Source organism: Variovorax sp. BGA-UO-ETr-C22, from assembly GCF_059567965.1.
In genome coordinates this window covers 2813494-2831383 of sequence record NZ_JCAQPA010000011.1, presented here as the reverse complement: position 1 = coordinate 2831383, position 17890 = coordinate 2813494, and the positions used below count along the sequence as shown (strand labels likewise).

The window sequence follows — 17890 nt, the reverse complement described above, 5'->3', positions numbered from 1 at the left end:
CGGGCAGGCCTTGTTCAGCCCGTGCAGAGCGCCCGGATCGTCGGCGGAATCGGCACCGCGCGGATGCCGCCGCCTTCGCGCTTGGCGGCAAAGATCCGCACCTCTTCGCATTCGAGGATCAGGTCGTCGCCGCGCGTCACGCGGTAGGTCTGCACGAAGCTCTTGTCGCGCCATTCGGTGATGCGCACCGCGATCTGCAGCGTGTCGCCGTAGCTGGCCGCCTTGACGAAGCGCGTGTGCGTGTCGACCAGCGGCGTGCCGATCACGCCGAGGGTGCGGGCGGTGTCTTCCCAGCGCGGCACGCCGCACTCGGCGAAGAAGTGGCGCGAGGCCGCGTCGATCCAGCGGAAGAAGTTGGGAAACCAGACGATGCCGGCGGGGTCGCAGTCGCCGAACTCGACGCGTGCGGTGTAGACGACTTCCTTGCCGGAAGCGTCGGTGGGAGAGGGAGTGCTGCTCATCCGTCGATTGTCCCGGCTGCTCAGTCCGCCTTGATGCCGCGCTCGCGGATCAGCGCGCCGAAGCGTTGCGAGTCTGCCGCCGCGCGGCGCTGGAAGTCGGCCGGCGTGCCCGGCGCCGGCTCGCCGCCGATGGCCGCGATGCGCTCCTTCACCGCCGGCAGCGCGAGTGCGCGGTTGACCTGCGTGTTGAGCTGAGCCACCACCTCGGGCGGCGTGCCGGCCGGTGCGTAGAAGCCGAAGACCGTGTCGGCGTCGAAGCCGCGCAGGCCGGCCTCGTCGAGCGTGGGCACGTCGGGGAACTGCGACGAGCGGTGCGGGCTGCCCACGGCCAGCAGCTTGAGCTTGCCGGCGCGCACCTGGTTCAGGGCAATGCCGGGGTCGAAGGCGTAGTCGATCTGGCCGGCCAGCAGGTCCTGCAAGGCGGGCGCCGCGCCGCGGTACGGCACGTGCAGCGCGAACAGGCCGGCCTGGCTCTTGAACATCTCGCCGGCCAGGTGCGGCGAGCTGCCGTTGCCCGGCGAGCCGTACGAGAGCTTGCCGGGGTTGGCCTTGAGGTAGGCCATGAACGACTTCACGTCGGTCGGCGGCAGCGAAGGCCGTGTGACCAAAAACACCAGCACGCGCGCGGCCGCGGCCACGGGCACCAGGTCCTTCGCGGGGTCGAAGCTCATGCGCGCATACAGGTGCGGGTTCACCGACACCATGCCGCCCGAGCTCATGAGCAGCGTGTAGCCGTCGGCCGCCGCACGCGCCACGGCCTCGCCGCCGACGTTGCCGTTGGCACCGCCGCGGTTCTCGATCACCACGGGCTGCTTCAGCGCCTCCTGCAGCGGCTGCGAGACGGCGCGCGCGAGCTGGTCGGCTGCGCCGCCGGCCGGGAAGTTGACGATCACCTTGATGGGCTTGGAGGGCCACGTGTCGGCGTGCACGGCAGGCGCGCACAAGGCGGTGCTGGCCAGGGCGAGCGCCAGCAGCAGGCGGCGCGAGGAAGCGGGGGTGGATGGGTTCATGGTTCTTTGTCTCCTCAGGTCGTGGTCGTTGTCTTGGGCCGCTTCATCCAGCGGATGGGTTGCGCCTGCACCGGGCGCGGCGCGGCGCCGTGGCGCGTGAGCGCGGCGTCCAGCGCCTTGCCGCCTTCGTCGGCGAGCGCGGCCTCGCGGGCCGCGGCGATGGCCTCGGCGCGCGCCGCGGGCTGCAGCGTGGCGCGGCCCGCGAGCTCGTCGATCACGTGCAGCAGGTTGTGCTTGCCGCGTTCGTTGGTGCTGCCGTAGCCCTTGATGAGCCGGCCGCACAGCGCCAGCTCGCGGCCCAGCGCCCAGTGCGCGCGCGTGCCGGTCTCGACGGCGGCCAGCCAGCGCTCGATCAGCGCCTGCTCTTCGGCAAAGCGGCTGCCGCGCCGGCGCAGCCAGGTGAGCGAGGCCAGCAGCCGCAGCGAGGCCATGCCGAGCACCGAATGGCTGCCCACCTGCAGCGGCAGCGCCCACGGCGCGAGTCCGCGCGACTGGCGGGCGCGGTCCCAGGCGGTCACGCGGCGCGCGAGCGACGGCGGCAGCAGCGCCGCGAACTCGGGCGCGCCGGGCTTGAAGTGGTCGAAGACCTTCACGAGGTCGTCGTCGCCCGCGCGCACTTCCTGGCGCACGCGCTGCGCGCGGCTGGCGCGGCCCTTCAGCGCGGCCACGCGCACGATGTCGTCGAAGGCCATCCACAGCGCCAGCCAGCGCGCCGTTTCGCGCGTGACCGCGAAGCCCTGCGCGCCCGACGGATCGGCGGCGCGCTCGGCCTCGAGCACCCGCGCGAGGCGATCGGCGTACAGCGCGGCGTAGGCGTTGTCCTGGTAGTCGCGCACCCGCGCATGGCCCAGCGTCAGCATGTCGTGCACGGCCGGCGGAAAGCGGCGCGCCACGTCGTCGGGCAGGGCCTGCGGCGGCGGGGGCGCGTCGCGCGTGTCGTCGCCGGCCAGCACGCCCTGCACGAAGGCGGCCTGGGCGCGCGGCGCGCGCACGGCCTCGAAGGCGGCGGCAAAGCCGCGCAGGCTGGCGGCGGCCATCTTGCCGAGCTTGTCGGGCGCGGCCTCGTCGCCGCCGCGCACCGCACGTTCGTAGGCCTCGCGCGGGAATGGGAACAGGCCGCTGCCCGCGATCGCGCCCAGCATCACGGCGCTGACCACCGTGCCGGCCTCGCGCGCCATGGCGCCCATGTCGAGCACGTGGTGCTCGCGGCTGAAGGCCTTGACCACGTCCAGCAGGCGCTGCGCGTCGGCGCGGCCGTCGCCGGGCACCATGCGCTCGGCCGTGGTGAGCACGCGCGCCGACGAACTGATGACCAGCGTGCGCAGCGGCGCGCTCATGCCGTTGCCGATCTGGCGCGTGGTCTCCAGCAGCTCCGACGAGACGATCGCGTCGAGCGCGCCCGGCACCGGGCCCAGGCTGAACACCGGGCGCCGGCCGCCCAGCTGCGCCATCGGCACCGGGAACACTTCGAGGTAGTAGGTGGTGGCGCCGGTGCGCTGCGCCACGCCGGGGATCGACGTGCTCTGCGCCGCGTAGCCCGCGTGCCGTGCGGCATCGACCAGCCATTCGGTGAGCACGCCGCCGCCTTCGCCGCCGAGGGCGCAGACGAGGAGGGTGGTGGGACGGTTCTGTTCCATGTCTCGGTTCTCTTTCATGCCGGCCGCAGGGCGCCGACGATCGCGCTGCGCAGGCCGTGCAGCAGGCGTTCGTGCCACTTCGGGTTCTGCACCACCTCGGCGCGGTAGAAGCTCGGGCACAGCGTGGCCGCGTGCGCGTTGGCGCCGCACAGGCCGCAGCCCACGCAGCCGTCGATGACGACGGCCACCGGGTCGACCTTCAGCGGATCGGGGTTGTCCTTGAGCGTGAGGGTGGGGCAGCCCGACAGGCGGATGCAGGCGTGGTCGCCGTTGCACACGTCCTCGTCGACGCCGTACTTCACGCGCACCACACGTTTGCCCTTTTTGAGCAGGCCGGCGATCCACGGCTTGATGCGGCGCTGCCGCTCGAGCTGGCACTCGCCCTCGGCGATCACCACCTTCAGGCCGTTGAAGTCGCTCGTGAGCGCCTCGGTGAGCGTCTTGCGCATGCGCTCCACGTCGTAGGTGGTGACGGTGCGCATCCACTGCACGCCCAGGCCCGTGAGCGTGGCCTCGATGGTCTGGTTCTTGTCGACCAAGCTCTGCTGCTTGTCGACGGCGCGTTCCTTGATCTCGTCGTCGGGCGTGGAGATGATGTCCTGCGTGCCGGTGGCCGAGGTGTAGCCGTTCTTGAAGATCAGCAGCACCGCGTCGTCGTCGTTGAACAGCGCGCTCTGCACGCCCGTGAGCAGGCCGTTGTGCCAGAAACCGCCGTCGCCCATGATCGACAGCGTGCGCCGGTTCATCATCGGCGCCACGCCCGCGCGGCTGGCCAGGCTCATGCCGTAGCCGAGGATCGAGTGGCCCATCGAGAACGGCTCGAAGGTGCCGAAGGCATGGCAGCCGATGTCGGCCGCGATGTGCACCGGCCCGGTTTCCTGCTGCGCGAGCTTGAGGGCCGAGAACACCGGCCGCTCGGGGCAGCCCACGCAAAAACTCGGCGGGCGGTTGGGCAGCGGCGCGTCGAGCCGGCGCGCCACCGCCTCGCGGCGTTCGCGGTTGCCGGCCAGCCAGGCCTGCGCCGAGGCGGCGGCCTCGCTCGCGCCGAGGTAGCGCTCGGCAAAGGCCGCGAGGCCGCCCGACAGCACCTCCACGCCGTACTCGCCGGCCTGCGGCAGCAGGTCCTTGCCGTGCAGCGGCGTCTGGATGTCGCGTCGGCGCAGCAGCGTGGCGATGTCCTGCTCGATGTACTCGGGCTGGCCTTCTTCCACCACCAGCACCGCGCGCTTGCCGATGCAGAAGTCGGCCACCTGCTCGGGCACCAGCGGGTAGGTCACGTTGAGCACCAGGATCGGGATGTCGGTGTCGCCGAAGGCATCGGCCAGGCCCTGCTGCTGCAGGCTGCGGATCAGCGCGTTGTACAGCCCGCCCTGCACCACGATGCCCAGGTCGGGGTGGCGCCGGCCGGGCATCAGCTCGTTGAGGCCGTTCGCCACGATGTGGCGGCGCGCGGCCGGCATGCGCTCGTCGCCCTTGAGCTTCTCGTGGCGGAAGGTGACGGGCGGGTGCGCCAGGCGCATGTAGTCGAAGCCCGCGGGCTCGTCCATCAGCGCGCGCGTGGACACGGCGGGCGCGATGTTGTCCTTGCAGTCGAAGCTGCCGCGCACGTGGCAGGTGCGGATGCGCAGCTCCATCAGGCAGGGCATGTTCGACGCCTCCGACAGCTGGAAGCCCTGCTCGACCATGCGCACCATCACGCCCAGGTCGGGCCGCGGATCGAGCAGGCACATGCTCGACTTGAGCGCGTAGGCGTGCGTGCGCTCCTGGATCACGCTGGCGCCTTCGCCGTAGTCCTCGCCCACCACGATCAGCACGCCGCCGGTCACGCCGGGCGACGACAGGTTGGACAGCGCATCGGCCGCCACGTTGGTGCCGACGATCGACTTCCAGGTCACGGCGCCGCGCAGCGGGTAGTGGATGGACGCGCCGAGCATCGCCGCGGCCGAGGCCTCGTTGGAGCAGGCCTCGACGTGCACGCCCAGCTCGTCCATGTAGGCCTTGCCCTGCACCATCACGTCCAGCAGGTGCGACACCGGCGCGCCCTGGTAGCCGCCGACGTAGGCCACGCCCGACTGCAGCAGGCCCTTGGTGATCGCGAGGATGCCCTCGCCGTGGAAGGTGTCGCCCGCGCCCAGGCGCAGCATTTCCACTTCCTTGCTGAATGAAACTTCCATCGTGTCTCGTGCTTCTTGTCGTGGGGAGAACGCGGGAGTGTGGGCGGGCCTGCGTCATACTTCAATGCAATGAGCCAGCTATCGAATATGAATGGGGTGCATATTGATTCGGTCGACCTCAACCTGCTCCGGTTGTTCGACGCCGTCTACCGCACCCGCAACGTGAGCCGCGCCGCCGAGGCCCTGGGCCTCACGCAGCCGGCGGCCAGCCACGGCCTCACGCGGCTGCGCCTGCTGCTGGGCGACGCGCTGTTCACGCGCAGCCTCGGCGGCGTGGCGCCCACGCCGCGCGCCGAGCGGCTGGCGGTGCCCGTGCAGTCGGCACTGGCCATGCTGCAGCAGGCGCTGAGCGAGCCCGAGCGCTTCGACCCGGCCGCGTCGCGCAAGCTCTTTCGCATCCACATGAGCGACATCGGCGAGGGCCGCTTTCTGCCCGCTCTGATGGCGCGGCTGCGCGAGCTGGCACCGGGCGTGCGCGTGGAGACCATGCCGCTCGCCCCGGGCGAGATCGCCACCGCGCTGGACAGCGGCAGGGTCGACTTCGCCTTCGGCTTCCTGCCGCACGTGGAGGACACCCAGCGCACGCAGCTGCTGAAAGACCGCTACATCGTGCTGCTGCGCCACGACCACCCCTTCGTGAAGCGCCGGCGCAGCGGCCAGGCGCTGCTGGCCGCGCTGCACGAGCTCGACTACGTGGCCGTGCGCACCCACGCCGACACGCTGCGCATCCTGCAGCTGCTGAACCTCGAAGACCGCCTGCGCCTGACGACCGAGCACTTCATGGTGCTGCCGGCCATCGTGCGCGCCACCGACCTCGCGGTCGTGATGCCGCGCAACATCGCGCGCGGCTTCGCGGCCGAGGGCGGCTACGCCATCGTCGAGCCGCCGTTTCCGCTGCGCGACTTCACCGTGTCGCTGCACTGGAGCAAGCGCTTCGAGGCCGACCCGGGCAACCGCTGGTTGCGGCAGGTGATCGTGGCCCTGTTCTCGGAGCGCGGCTGACCGCGACCGCCGAACACCCGCAGCGTGCCCCGTGACCAGGGCACTGGGTGCTTCCCGCAGCGAAATCAAGGAGGAGGGCGAAGCCCGGGGGACATTCGCGGAGGGAAGTACCCGGTGGCCTGGGCACGCACCCCGGACACACGCGTTATTCTCAAACGTTCCCGCCTCGCGCCTAAGTCCCCCGATCCCCGTCCGAATGTCCGTCCCGCATCCCCTTTCCCCCGTCTCCCTTCACCGTCCCGCAAGCTTCGGCGTGCGCTGACGAAACCCCCGGTGCAAGCGATTCTTTCCGGGGCCGTCCCGGTCCTGATCTTCATGGCCTGCGTGGGCCTGGCCACCTACGCGCAGAACCTCACGGGCTTTGCGTTCAGCCTCATCCTGCTGGGCCTCGTGTCGGTGTTCGACATCGCCAGCGTGAACGACGCGGCCAATGCCGCGACCGTGCTGAGCCTGCTCAACGCCTGGACCTACTTCCGCGCGCGCCCCGGCCCCGTGCCCTGGCAGCTGATGAAGCCCGCGCTCAACGGCAGCACCGTCGGCGTGATCGTCGGGCTCATGCTGCTCGTGTGGCTCAGCGGCAGTGCCGTGTCGTGGCTGCGGGGCCTGCTGGGCGTGTCGATCCTGGTCTGCGCCGTGCTGCTGTTGCTGCAGGGCAAGCCGCTGCCGGCCGTGTCGGGCCGCACCAGCTTCGCCCTCATCGGCGGGCTCTCGGGCGTGCTGGGCGGGCTGTTTTCCGCCTCCGGCCCGCCCATCGTCTTCCACATGTACCGCCAGCCGCTGGACCGCGAACTCGTGCGCCGCGCGCTGCTGCTGATGTTCGCCTTCAACTCGCTCGTGCGGCTCGTCATCGTGGTGCCCACCGGCCACTTCTCGTGGCACTCGGCGCTGCTCGCCGGTTGCGCCATGCCCGTGGTCTACGCCGCGACGCGGCTGCACCATCGCCTGCCGAACAAGCTGCAGCCGCGCACCTTGCAATGGCTGGTCGCCGGGCTGCTTTTCGTGGCCGGCGTGACGCTGCTGGCCACCGCCTGGACCGCCATCGCACACGGCTGAAAAACGGCTGAAAACCCTCGGTTTCCGGCGTGGCCCGGGAATTGCAACGTCAATCCAAGGGTTTCCCCGGACGTGGCATACCGACCCTCACATACGCGTTATGGGCGTGCCCGTATGCAAGACCCCACGCAAGCCGCTAACGTCCATGACTGGCCCATGACGGGCCGCCCACGAGCCAGAAAAAGCATGAGCACCGAGAGCAGCAGTACACCGATTCAACCGATCCGCTTCTTCCATCGCGGAAAGATCGTCGACGTCAGCGGGGTCCATCCGACCCGCTCGGTGCTCGACTGGCTGCGCGAAGACGCGCGCTGCACCGGCACCAAGGAAGGCTGCAACGAAGGCGACTGCGGCGCCTGCACCGTCGTCATCGGCGAGCTGGCCACCGACGCCCACGCGCCCGGCGCGGTCGACGGCCTGCAGCTGCAGACCGTCAACGCCTGCATCCAGTTTTTGCCCACGCTGCACGGCAAGGCGCTGTTCACGGTCGAAGACCTCAAGGGCCAGTGCGCGTCGCAGTGCAAGCCCAAGACGGAAGCCCCGGCCAAGCACGCCGTCCACCCGCTGCACCCCGTGCAGCAGGCCATGGTCGACTGCCACGGCTCGCAGTGCGGTTTCTGCACGCCGGGCTTCGTGATGTCGCTGTGGGCCACCTACGAACACCACCAGGCCGAGGGCACGCAGCCCACGCGCCAGCAGCTGGCCGACGACCTGTCGGGCAACCTCTGCCGCTGCACCGGCTACCGCCCCATCCTCGACGCCGGCCAGCGCATGTTCGACCTGCCGGCCGTGCGCCTGGACACCGCCCCCGTGGTGGCCGCGCTCACCGCGCTGAAGAACGACGGGCTGGACTACGCGGCCCCGCTCGGCGCCCGCATCGACCACTTCCACGCCCCCAAGACCCTGGCCCAGCTCGCCGCGCTGCGCGTGCAGAAGCCGCGCGCCCAGCTGCTGGCCGGCTCGACCGACGTCGGCCTGTGGGTCAACAAGCAGTTCCGCGACCTCGGCGACATCATCTATGTCGGCGACGTGGCCGAGATGAAGACCGTGGAAGAGCGCGCCGACGAGCTCTACATCGGCGCCGGCGCCTCGCTCGAAGCCGCCTTCGGCGCGCTGGTCGAGCGCGTGCCCAGCCTGGCCGACGTGTGGCTGCGCTTTGCCTCGCCGCCGATCCGCCACGCCGGCACCATGGGCGGCAACGTCGCCAACGGCTCGCCCATCGGCGATTCGCCGCCGGTGCTGATGTCGCTGGACGCCGAGATCGAGCTGCGCCGCGGCGACGTCGTGCGCCGCATGCCGCTGCCCGACTTCTACCTCGACTACATGAAGAACGAGCTGCAGCCCGGCGAGTTCGTGCAGGGCCTGGCCGTGCCGCTGGCTGCCATGCGCCGCCAGGTGCGCGCCTACAAGATCAGCAAGCGCTTCGACTGCGACATCTCCGCGCTGTGCGCGGGCTTCGCCATCGAACTGGAAGCCGGCAGCGACACGGTGAAGGCCGTGCGCCTGGCCTTCGGCGGCATGGCCGCCACCGTCAAGCGCGCCGCCAACGCCGAAGCCGCGCTCGTGGGCAAGCCCTGGACGCAGGCCAGCGTGGCCACCGCCAAGCTGGCGCTGGCACAGGACTTCAAGCCGCTTTCCGACATGCGGGCCTCGGCCGACTACCGCCTGCAGGTGGCGCAGAACCTGATCCAGCGCCTGTGGCTCGAAACCCGCACGCAGGACGCGCTGTCCATCGAAGAAACCAGCGTCTGGAGCGTGATGCCCCATGTCGTTGCCAAGGTTGCGGCGGAAGGACTCTGACCATGAACAAACCCATCGACGCCCGCCTGCTGCAGCCCGCGGAGGCCTTTGCCGACTACCTGAAGAACACCGCCGCCCGCATCGACGTGGGCGCCGAAGCGTTGGCGCACGGCCGCGGCATGCGCGTGGGCATCAGCCGCCCGCACGAGTCGGCGCACCTGCACGTGGCCGGCGAGGCCACCTACATCGACGACATTCCCGAACTCGCCGGCACGCTGCACTGCGCGCTGGGCCTGTCGCCGGTCGCCAACGGCCGCGTGACGGCGCTGTCGCTCGACGCCATCCGCGCCATGCCCGGCGTGGTCACGGTGCTCACCGCCGACGACATTCCCGGCACCAACGACTGCGGCTCGATCATTCACGACGACCCGATCCTGCTGCCCGTGAACGACGGCGGCGAGATCCGCTACCTCGGCCAGCCCGTGTTCGCCGTGATCGCCGAAACCCGCGATGCCGCGCGCCGCGCCGCCGCCAAGGCCAAGGACGCGCTGACCATCGAGGCGCAGCCGCCCGTCATCACACCGCAGGACGCGCATGCGCGCGGCCAGTACGTGGTGCCGCCGATGCACATCGTGCGCAGCGGCGGGGCCGCCAACGGCGGCGACGAGGCCGCCGTGCGCGCCGCCATCGCGAAGGCGCCGCACCGCCACACCGCCACGCTCGACGTGGGCGGGCAGGAACAGTTCTACCTCGAAGGCCAGATCAGCTACGCCATCCCGAAGGAGGGCGGCACGCTGCACATCCACTGCTCGACGCAGCACCCGAGCGAGATGCAGCACCTGGTGGCGCACGCGCTGCACCTGTCCTCGAACGAGGTGCATGTGGAATGCCGGCGCATGGGCGGCGGCTTCGGCGGCAAGGAATCGCAGTCGGCGCTGTTCGCCTGCGTGGCGGCCATCGCGGCGCGCCAGCTGCAGCGCCCCGTGAAGCTGCGCCTGGACCGCGACGACGACTTCATGGTCACCGGTCGTCGCCACTGCTTCTGGTACGAGTACGAGGTGGGTTACGACGACGAGGGCCGTATCCTCGGCGCCGAGATCACGATGGTCTCGCGCGCCGGCCATTCGGCCGACCTGTCGGGCCCGGTGATGACGCGCGCGCTGTGCCACTTCGACAACGCCTACTGGCTGCCCAACGTGAGCATGCACGGCTTCTCGGGCAAGACCAACACGCAGAGCAACACGGCGTTCCGCGGCTTCGGCGGCCCGCAGGGCGCCATCGCCATCGAGAACATCATGGACTCGGTGGCGCGCGAACTGAAGCGCGACCCACTCGATGTGCGGCGCGTCAACTTCTACGGCAAGGGCGAGAACAACGTCACGCCGTACCGCCAGACCGTGACCGACAACATCGTCCACGAACTCGTGGCCGAGCTCGAAGAAACCAGCGACTACCGCCTGCGCCGCGAAGAGATCGCCGCCTTCAACGCCAAGAGCCCGGTGCTCAAGCGCGGCCTGGCGCTGGCGCCACTGAAGTTCGGCATCTCGTTCAACGTGAAGCACTTCAACCAGGCCGGCGCGCTCGTGCACGTGTACACCGACGGCTCGATCCTCGTGAACCACGGCGGCACCGAAATGGGCCAGGGCCTGAACACCAAGGTGGCGCAGGTGGTGGCGCACGAGCTGGGCGTGAGCTTCGAGCGCGTGCGCGTCACCGCGACTGACACGACGAAAGTGGCCAACACCTCGGCCACGGCGGCCTCGACCGGCGCCGACCTGAACGGCAAGGCCGCGCAGGACGCCGCCCGCCAGATCCGCGAACGCCTGGCCGCCTGCGCCGCCGAGCGCCACGGCGGCAACGCCGCCGACGTGCGCTTTGCCAACGACCAGGTCGAGGTGAACGGCCGCACGCTGGCCTTCAGCACCGTGGTGGGCGAGGCGTACCTCGACCGCAAGCAGCTGTGGTCCGACGGCTTCTACGCCACGCCCGGCCTGAGCTGGGACAAGGACAAGATGCAGGGCCGCCCGTTCTACTACTACGCCTACGGCGCGGCGGTGAGCGAAGTGGTGGTCGACACGCTCACCGGCGAATGGAAGCTGCTGCGTGCCGACATCCTGCACGACGCGGGCAAGTCGCTGAACCCGGCCGTGGACATCGGCCAGGTCGAGGGCGCCTTCATCCAGGGCATGGGCTGGCTCACGACCGAAGAACTGGTGTGGCACCCGGCGAGCGGCAAGCTCACCACGCACGCGCCGAGCACCTACAAGATCCCGACGGCCAACGACTGCCCGCCGGTGTTCAACGTGCGCCTGTTCGAGGGCCAGAACTTCGAAGACTCCATTCACCGCAGCAAGGCCGTGGGCGAACCGCCGCTGCTGCTGCCGTTCTCGGTGTTCTTCGCGATCCGCGATGCCGTGTCGGCCGCGGGCGGGCACCGGGTCGATCCGCCGCTGAAGGCGCCGGCCACGAGCGAATCCATCCTCCGCGCCCTGACCGCGGTGCAGGCAGCCTCTGGCGAATGAGCACCGGCCGTGCTCGCACGGTCCGAGCGTCCTTCCGTTCTCCAAATGCTGCGCTGTATAACTGTTCGCACAGACAAGAAAGGTGTGAACAGCCATGAGAGACCAGGCGCTTTTCGACAAGATCGACCTTCATCTGATTCGGGTGCTTCATACCGTGCTGACCGACCGCAGCGTCTCGCGCGCCGCCATCCGCCTGGGCATGTACCAGCCGGCCGTCTCGGCCGCGCTGAAGCGCCTGCGCGAGCTGTCGGGCGACCCGCTGCTGGTGCGCTCGGGCTCGGGCATGGTGCCCACCGACGCGGGGCTGCGCATGATCGAGCCCGCGGCCAGCATCCTGCGGGCGGCCGAGATGCTGTTCTCGGATGCGCGGGGTTTCGAGCCGCAGTCGGCGGCCACGACCTTCCGCATCGCGGCCAGCGACTACATGGACCCGCTGTTCCTGCCGATGCTGGTGGCGCAGGTCAAGCGCGAGGCGCCGCTGTGCCAGATCGAGATCCATGCGCTCTCGCCCGACTCGGACTACCACGGGCACCTGGCGCTCGGGCAGGTCGACCTGGTGATCGGCAACTGGCTCAAGCCGCCGGAAGACCTGCACATGGCGCGCCTGTTCGGCGACGAGGTGGTGTCGCTGGTCAACCAGGACCATCCGGCGGTGCGGCGCGGGTGGGACCTGGAAACCTGGCTGGCGGCCGAGCACATCGCGCCCACGCCCATGCACCCGGGCGGGCGCGGCATCATCGACCAGATGCTCGACGAGCTGGGCCGGCAGCGCAACATCACGGCGCGCTGCGCGCACTTCAGCCTTATCCCGGACATGGTGGCCTCGAGCCTGCTGGTGCTGACCACCGGGCGCCAGTACTGCGAGCGCTTCGCCGCACGGCTGCCCGTGAAGATCCTCGAGTGCCCGGCTGCCTTGCCGCGCCTCATGTACTACCAGCTCTGGCACGAACGCACGCATTCGTCGAGCTCCGCGCGCTGGCTGCGCGAATGCATCAAGGGCGTGGCGGCGTCGCTGCGGCCCGGCTTCGACGCCGCGCCCGCCGCCACTGCCCGAGCCCTGCCGGCTGAGCCGCTTTCCGATCCTCCCTGAGCCCTCCGTCGCGCCGGCGTCGCGACCGAGGCAACGATGAACGAACCGCCACATACAACAGCTGGAGACAAGCGAAATGAACAGGTATGAAGAGGTGCCCAAGGCCACCACTCCCCGGGCCGCCGGGGCCACCGAGGCGGCGCCGTTGCGTGCGGCCACCGCACCGGCCAACGCCGGTCTGCTGGAACGCTTTTTCAAGCTGACCGAGCACAACACCACCGTGCGCACCGAAGTCATCGCAGGGCTGACGACCTTCCTGACGATGGCCTACATCATCTTCGTGAACCCGTCGATCCTCGGGGACGCGGGCATGCCCAAGGGCGCGGTCTTCGTCGCCACCTGCCTGATCGCGGCCATCGGCACGCTGATCATGGGCCTGTACGCCAACTACCCGATCGCCATGGCGCCGGGCATGGGCCTGAACGCCTACTTCGCCTACGTGGTCGTGCTCGGCATGGGCTACACGTGGCAGACCGCGCTGGGCGCGGTGTTCATCTCGGGCTGTCTGTTCCTGATCGTGACGGTCACCGGGTTGCGGGAGCTGTTCATCGCGGGCATACCGCAGTCCTTGCGAACGGCGATCACCGTGGGCATCGGCATGTTCCTGGCGCTCATCGCGCTCAAGAGCGCGGGCGTGGTCGCGGCTTCGCCGGCCACCTTCGTCACGCTGGGCGACCTGCACTCGGCTCCCGTGATCCTGGCGACCATCGGCTTCCTCATGATCGTGGCGCTCGACCGGCTCAAGGTGCGCGGCGCCATCCTGATCGGCATCCTCACGGTGACGGTGCTGTCGTTCTTCTTCGGCGGCAACAAGTTCCACGGCGTGTTCGACGCACCGCCGTCCATCGCGCCCACCTTCATGCAGCTGGACATCCTGAGCGCGCTCAAGGGCGGCATCCTGAACGTGGTGCTGGTGTTCTTCCTGGTCGAGATGTTCGATGCCACCGGCACGCTGATGGGCGTGGCCAAGCGCGCCGGCCTGCTGGTGCCGGGCAAGATGGAGCGCATGAACAAGGCGCTGCTCGCCGACAGCGGCGCGATCTTCGCGGGCTCGCTGCTGGGCACGTCGAGCACCACGGCGTATGTGGAAAGCGCGGCCGGCGTGCAAGCCGGTGGCCGCACCGGCCTCACGGCCGTGGTGGTGGCGGTGCTGTTCCTGGCCTGCCTGATGATCTCGCCGCTGGCGGGCTCGGTGCCGGCCTACGCCACCGCACCGGCGCTGCTCTTCGTGGGCTGCCTGATGCTGCGCGACCTGGTCGAGCTCGACTGGGAAGACACCACCGAGGTGATCCCCGCCGCCGTCACGGCGCTGGCCATGCCCTTCACCTACTCGATCGCCAACGGCCTGGCCTTCGGCTTCATCACCTACGCCGTGCTCAAGCTGTGCACCGGCCGGGCACGGGAAGTGCATGCGATGGTGTGGGTGATCGCGGCGATCTTCCTGTTCAAGTTCGCCTACATCGGCGGACACTGAAGGACGCGCCGTCGGGCGCCGATGGTCGCGGGGACGCTATTAAACTTATAGCTGTCCCCGCTTGTTGATGTTGAACGAGACAAACCCACGAAACCCGGCATGACAACCCCCAGACTCCAGCTGGCGCACATCACCAAGCGGTATCCCGCGGTGGTGGCCAACAGCGACATCTCCCTGGCCGTGCAGCCCGGCGAAATCCATGCCGTGCTCGGAGAGAACGGCGCGGGCAAATCGACCCTGATGAAGATCATCTACGGCTCGGTCAAGCCCGACGAAGGCACCGTCACCTTCGACGGCCAGGCGGTGTACCTGCGCAACCCGCAGCAGGCGCGCGCGCTGGGCATCAGCATGGTGTTCCAGCACTTCAGCCTGTTCGACACGCTCACCGTGGCCGAGAACGTCTGGCTGGGCCTGGACAAGTCGCTCGCGCTGGCCGAGGTGGCCCGCAGCATCACGGCCAAGGCGAGCGAGTACGGGCTGGACATCGACCCCTCGCGCCCCGTGCACACGCTGTCGGTGGGCGAGATGCAGCGGGTGGAGATCATCCGCGCGCTGCTCACCAACCCCAAGCTGCTGATCCTGGACGAGCCGACCTCGGTGCTCACGCCGCAGGCCGTGATCCGCCTGTTCGGCGTGCTGAACAAGCTGGCCTCGGAAGGCTGCAGCATCCTGTACATCAGCCACAAGCTGCACGAGATCCAGGAGCTGTGCACGGCCTGCACCGTGCTGCGCGGCGGCAAGGTCACGGGTGTGTGCAACCCGCGCAACGAGAGCACCGAATCGCTCTCGCGCCTCATGATCGGCAGCGAGCCGCCGCCGCTGCAGCACCGTCCGCTGCATGCCGGCGCGGTGGCGCTGCGCGTGCAGGGCCTGAAGCTGGCGCGCGAAGACCAGTTCGGCGTCGACCTGGACGGCATCTCCTTCGACGTGCGCGCCGGCGAGGTCGTCGGCATCGCCGGCGTCTCGGGCAACGGCCAGAAGGAACTGCTGTACACGCTCTCGGGCGAGGACGTGCGCGCCGAGCCCGCCATGGTGCGCGTGTTCGACCAGCCGGCCGGCCGGTTGCGCCCGCGCGCGCGGCGTGCGCTGGGCCTGCATTTCGTGCCCGAGGAGCGGCTGGGGCGCGGTGCCGTGCCTACGCTGGGCCTGGCGCACAACCTGCTGCTCACGCGCAGCAATGCGGTGGGCAAGGGCGGCTGGATCCGCACCGCCGAACTCGACAAGCAGGCGCGTTCCATCATCGATCGCTTCAAGGTGAAGGCCGGCGGCCCGGGCGCGGCGGCGCGTTCGCTGTCGGGCGGCAACCTGCAGAAATTCATCGTCGGTCGCGAGATCGACGCCAACCCGAAGCTCTTCATCGTCTCGCAGCCGACCTGGGGCGTGGACGTGGGTGCGGCGGCGCTCATCCATGCCGAGATCCTGGCGCTGCGCGATGTCGGCTGCGCCGTGCTCGTGATCAGCGAGGAGCTGGACGAGCTGTTCAACATCTGCGACCGGCTGCACGTGATCGCCAAGGGGCGGCTGTCGCCCTCGATCGACCGCGCGGCGGCCACGCTGCCGCAGATCGGCGAGTGGATGAGCGGCCTGTGGCCGCAGGCACAGCCCCACCAGAACAACAAGAAGGAGGGCGCGCATGCTCAAGCTTGAACCCCGCCCGGAGCTGTCGCGCTTCTGGAGCTACGGCTCGCCGATCCTGGCGCTGCTGATCACCGTGCTCATCGGCGTGGCGCTGTTCGCCGCGCTCGGCAAGGACCCGGTCAAGGGCCTGCAGGTGTTCTTCTACGAGCCGATCAAGAGCGGCTACGCCATCGGCGAGCTGATGGTCAAGGCCACGCCGCTGCTTATCATTGCGCTCGGCCTGGCGGTGTGCTTTCGCTCCAACGTCTGGAACATCGGCGCCGAAGGGCAGTTCGTGTGCGGCGCCATCGCGGCGGGCGGCGTGGCGCTCCTGGCCGACAAGAGCACCGGCAGCTGGATCGTCGTGGCCATTCTGCTGGCGGGCATTCTGGGCGGCATGGTGTGGGCGGGCATCGTCGCGTTCCTGCGCGACAAGTTCAACGCCAACGAAATCCTCGTGAGCCTGATGCTGGTCTACGTGGCTACGCTGATGCTGAGCTACCTGGTCTTCGGCCCCTGGAAAGATCCGCAGGGCTACAACTTTCCGCAGACCAAGACCTTCGAGGCGGTGACGCAGATCCCGCGGCTCATGAAGGGCTCGCGCGTGTCGATCGGGCTGATCATTGCGCTGGTCGGCGCGGGCGCGCTGTGGGTGTTCCTGTTCCGCACGCGCGCGGGCTTCGCGCAGCAGGTCGGCGGGCTGGCGCCCGCGGCGGCGCGCTATGCCGGGTTCTCGGCACGCCGCGCCGTGTGGATCGCGCTGCTCACCTCGGGCGGCGCGGCCGGCCTGGCGGGCGCGCTCGAAGTGGCGGGTCCCATCGGCCAGCTCACGCCGTACGTGCCCGCGGGCTACGGCTTCGCGGCCATCATCGTGGCCTTCGTCGGGCGGCTGCACCCGGTGGGCATGATTTTCTCGGCGATCCTGATGAGCATGTTCTACATCGGCGGCGAACTCGCGCAGTCGCGCCTGGGCCTGCCCAAGTCGCTCACCGGCGTGTTCCAGGGCCTGCTGCTGTTCACGCTGCTGGCCTGCGACACGCTCATCGCCTACCGCATCCGCCGCAAGGCCGGCGCCAAGGCCGCGACGCTGACCACGAGTTCGCTGCAGGTCAGCACGCCGATCACCGCGCCGACCGCGCCCGTTGCGCCGACCGCGCGTGCCACCGAAGGAGGGCTCTGAACCATGGAAAGCTACGCACTCCTGCTGGGCTCGACCCTGAGCGCGGGCACCGTGCTCGCCATCGCGGCGCTGGGCCTGTTGATCAACGAGAAGGCCGGCGTCGTCAACCTCGGTGCCGAGGGCATGATGCTGTGCGCCGCCATCGCGGGCTTCGCGACGGTGGTCATCACGCACAACCCCTGGCTCGGCTTCCTGGCCGGCATGGCGGCCGGTGCCTTGCTCGCGGCCTTCTTCGGCGTGCTCGTGATCTGGCTCAACACCAACCAGTACGCGACGGGGCTCGCGCTGAGCCTGTTCGGCGTCGGCTTCTCGGCCTTCGCGGGCATCAGCTTCGTGCAGGCCAAGCTGCCCGAGAGCACGCCCTTCGCCATTCCCGTGCTGGCCGACATCCCGCTGGCCGGCCCGGCGCTGTTCCGGCACCACCCGATGGTGTACGTGGCCGTGCTGCTGACCATCGGGCTCATCTGGTTCCTGTACCGCACCCGCGCCGGCCTCGTGCTGCGCTCGGTGGGCGAGTCGCCCGAGTCGGCGCATGCGCTGGGCTACCCGGTGCGGCGCATCCGCTTCCTGGCGGTGATCGCGGGCGGCGCGCTGTGCGGGCTGGCGGGGGCGTACCTGTCGACCGTGTACACGCCGCTGTGGGTCGAGGGCATGGTCGCCGGCCGCGGCTGGATCGCGCTGGCGCTGACCACCTTCGCCACCTGGCGCCCGATCCGCGTGCTGCTCGGCGCCTACCTGTTCGGCGGCGTCTCGATGCTGGGTTTCCACCTGCAAAGCAGCGGCGTCGACGTGCCCTCGCAGTTCCTCAGCATGGCCCAGTACATCGCGCCGATCGTGGTGCTGGCGCTGATCTCGCGCAACCCCGCCTTCATCCGCATCAACATGCCGGCATCGATGGGGAAACCGTTCTACCCCGGCTCATAATCGCGT

The 17890-nt window shown here is 69.8% G+C and carries 13 protein-coding genes; 9 read left to right on the top strand and 4 right to left on the bottom strand.

Annotated elements, in window-relative coordinates; genetic code table 11:
- Window positions 1-14 precede the first annotated feature (14 nt).
- Genes AC57B8_RS33500 through AC57B8_RS33485 form a run of 4 tightly spaced genes read right to left on the bottom strand, consistent with a single transcriptional unit; the run spans window position 15 to window position 5282 of the window.
- Entirely contained in the window at window positions 15-461 is a 447-nt protein-coding gene (locus tag AC57B8_RS33500; protein ID WP_139702701.1) for an acyl-CoA thioesterase, read from the bottom strand.
- 20 nt (window positions 462-481) lie between these two features.
- The gene (locus AC57B8_RS33495) at window positions 482-1471 is read right to left on the bottom strand and encodes a Bug family tripartite tricarboxylate transporter substrate binding protein (RefSeq protein WP_369631867.1); all 990 of its coding nucleotides are present in this window, start codon (window positions 1469-1471) and stop codon (window positions 482-484) included.
- A gap of 14 nt (window positions 1472-1485) precedes the next feature.
- The gene (locus AC57B8_RS33490) at window positions 1486-3108 is read right to left on the bottom strand and encodes an indolepyruvate oxidoreductase subunit beta family protein (protein ID WP_496482013.1); all 1623 of its coding nucleotides are present in this window, start codon (window positions 3106-3108) and stop codon (window positions 1486-1488) included.
- Between the two features lie 14 nt (window positions 3109-3122).
- Window positions 3123-5282, bottom strand: coding sequence for a thiamine pyrophosphate-dependent enzyme (locus tag AC57B8_RS33485; RefSeq protein WP_496482012.1), 2160 nt, complete (start codon window positions 5280-5282; stop codon window positions 3123-3125).
- An 87-nt stretch (window positions 5283-5369) separates the two neighbouring features.
- Between AC57B8_RS33485 and AC57B8_RS33480 the strand changes: the two genes are divergently transcribed.
- From AC57B8_RS33480 to AC57B8_RS33440, 9 genes are all read left to right on the top strand, one after another.
- Window positions 5370-6284, top strand: coding sequence for a LysR substrate-binding domain-containing protein (locus AC57B8_RS33480; protein WP_492729055.1), 915 nt, complete (start codon window positions 5370-5372; stop codon window positions 6282-6284).
- Window positions 6285-6557: 273 nt separating this feature from the next.
- A complete protein-coding gene (locus AC57B8_RS33475) occupies window positions 6558-7337 on the top strand; it encodes a TSUP family transporter (protein ID WP_496482011.1) in 780 nt (259 codons plus the stop codon).
- Between the two features lie 186 nt (window positions 7338-7523).
- Entirely contained in the window at window positions 7524-9137 is a 1614-nt protein-coding gene (gene xdhA / locus AC57B8_RS33470) for a xanthine dehydrogenase small subunit (protein WP_496482010.1), read from the top strand.
- Window positions 9138-9139: 2 nt separating this feature from the next.
- Window positions 9140-11599 carry a xanthine dehydrogenase molybdopterin binding subunit gene (gene xdhB / locus AC57B8_RS33465; protein WP_496482009.1) on the top strand — a complete coding sequence of 820 codons (2460 nt, stop codon included), beginning with the start codon at window positions 9140-9142 and terminating at the stop codon, window positions 11597-11599.
- Between the two features lie 94 nt (window positions 11600-11693).
- Entirely contained in the window at window positions 11694-12689 is a 996-nt protein-coding gene (locus tag AC57B8_RS33460) for a LysR family transcriptional regulator (RefSeq protein WP_159274497.1), read from the top strand.
- A gap of 76 nt (window positions 12690-12765) precedes the next feature.
- Window positions 12766-14163 (top strand): NCS2 family permease, encoded by a 1398-nt coding sequence (locus tag AC57B8_RS33455; RefSeq protein ID WP_062477503.1) that lies wholly within the window; start codon window positions 12766-12768, stop codon window positions 14161-14163.
- A gap of 99 nt (window positions 14164-14262) precedes the next feature.
- A complete protein-coding gene (locus AC57B8_RS33450) occupies window positions 14263-15810 on the top strand; it encodes an ABC transporter ATP-binding protein (RefSeq protein ID WP_496482008.1) in 1548 nt (515 codons plus the stop codon).
- Complete coding sequence (locus tag AC57B8_RS33445) at window positions 15797-16960, top strand: ABC transporter permease (protein WP_062477508.1); 1164 nt, start codon at window positions 15797-15799, stop codon at window positions 16958-16960. Before AC57B8_RS33450 ends, AC57B8_RS33445 begins: the two co-directional genes overlap by 14 nt.
- A gap of 3 nt (window positions 16961-16963) precedes the next feature.
- Window positions 16964-17884, top strand: coding sequence for an ABC transporter permease (locus AC57B8_RS33440; protein ID WP_070061710.1), 921 nt, complete (start codon window positions 16964-16966; stop codon window positions 17882-17884).
- The last annotated feature ends 6 nt before the right edge of the window (window positions 17885-17890 follow it).

What these genes read in the sequence shown, in the direction of transcription:
- AC57B8_RS33500 (WP_139702701.1), bottom strand. Translation starts at nt 461, where the DNA reads ATGAGCAGCACTCCCTCTCCCACCGACGCTTCCGGCAAGGAAGTCGTC.
- AC57B8_RS33495 (WP_369631867.1), bottom strand. Translation starts at nt 1,471, where the DNA reads ATGAACCCATCCACCCCCGCTTCCTCGCGCCGCCTGCTGCTGGCGCTC.
- AC57B8_RS33490 (WP_496482013.1), bottom strand. Translation starts at nt 3,108, where the DNA reads ATGGAACAGAACCGTCCCACCACCCTCCTCGTCTGCGCCCTCGGCGGC.
- AC57B8_RS33485 (WP_496482012.1), bottom strand. Translation starts at nt 5,282, where the DNA reads ATGGAAGTTTCATTCAGCAAGGAAGTGGAAATGCTGCGCCTGGGCGCG.
- AC57B8_RS33480 (WP_492729055.1), top strand. Translation starts at nt 5,370, where the DNA reads ATGAATGGGGTGCATATTGATTCGGTCGACCTCAACCTGCTCCGGTTG.
- xdhA (WP_496482010.1), top strand. Translation starts at nt 7,524, where the DNA reads ATGAGCACCGAGAGCAGCAGTACACCGATTCAACCGATCCGCTTCTTC.
- xdhB (WP_496482009.1), top strand. Translation starts at nt 9,140, where the DNA reads ATGAACAAACCCATCGACGCCCGCCTGCTGCAGCCCGCGGAGGCCTTT.
- AC57B8_RS33460 (WP_159274497.1), top strand. Translation starts at nt 11,694, where the DNA reads ATGAGAGACCAGGCGCTTTTCGACAAGATCGACCTTCATCTGATTCGG.
- AC57B8_RS33455 (WP_062477503.1), top strand. Translation starts at nt 12,766, where the DNA reads ATGAACAGGTATGAAGAGGTGCCCAAGGCCACCACTCCCCGGGCCGCC.
- AC57B8_RS33450 (WP_496482008.1), top strand. Translation starts at nt 14,263, where the DNA reads ATGACAACCCCCAGACTCCAGCTGGCGCACATCACCAAGCGGTATCCC.
- AC57B8_RS33445 (WP_062477508.1), top strand. Translation starts at nt 15,797, where the DNA reads ATGCTCAAGCTTGAACCCCGCCCGGAGCTGTCGCGCTTCTGGAGCTAC.
- AC57B8_RS33440 (WP_070061710.1), top strand. Translation starts at nt 16,964, where the DNA reads ATGGAAAGCTACGCACTCCTGCTGGGCTCGACCCTGAGCGCGGGCACC.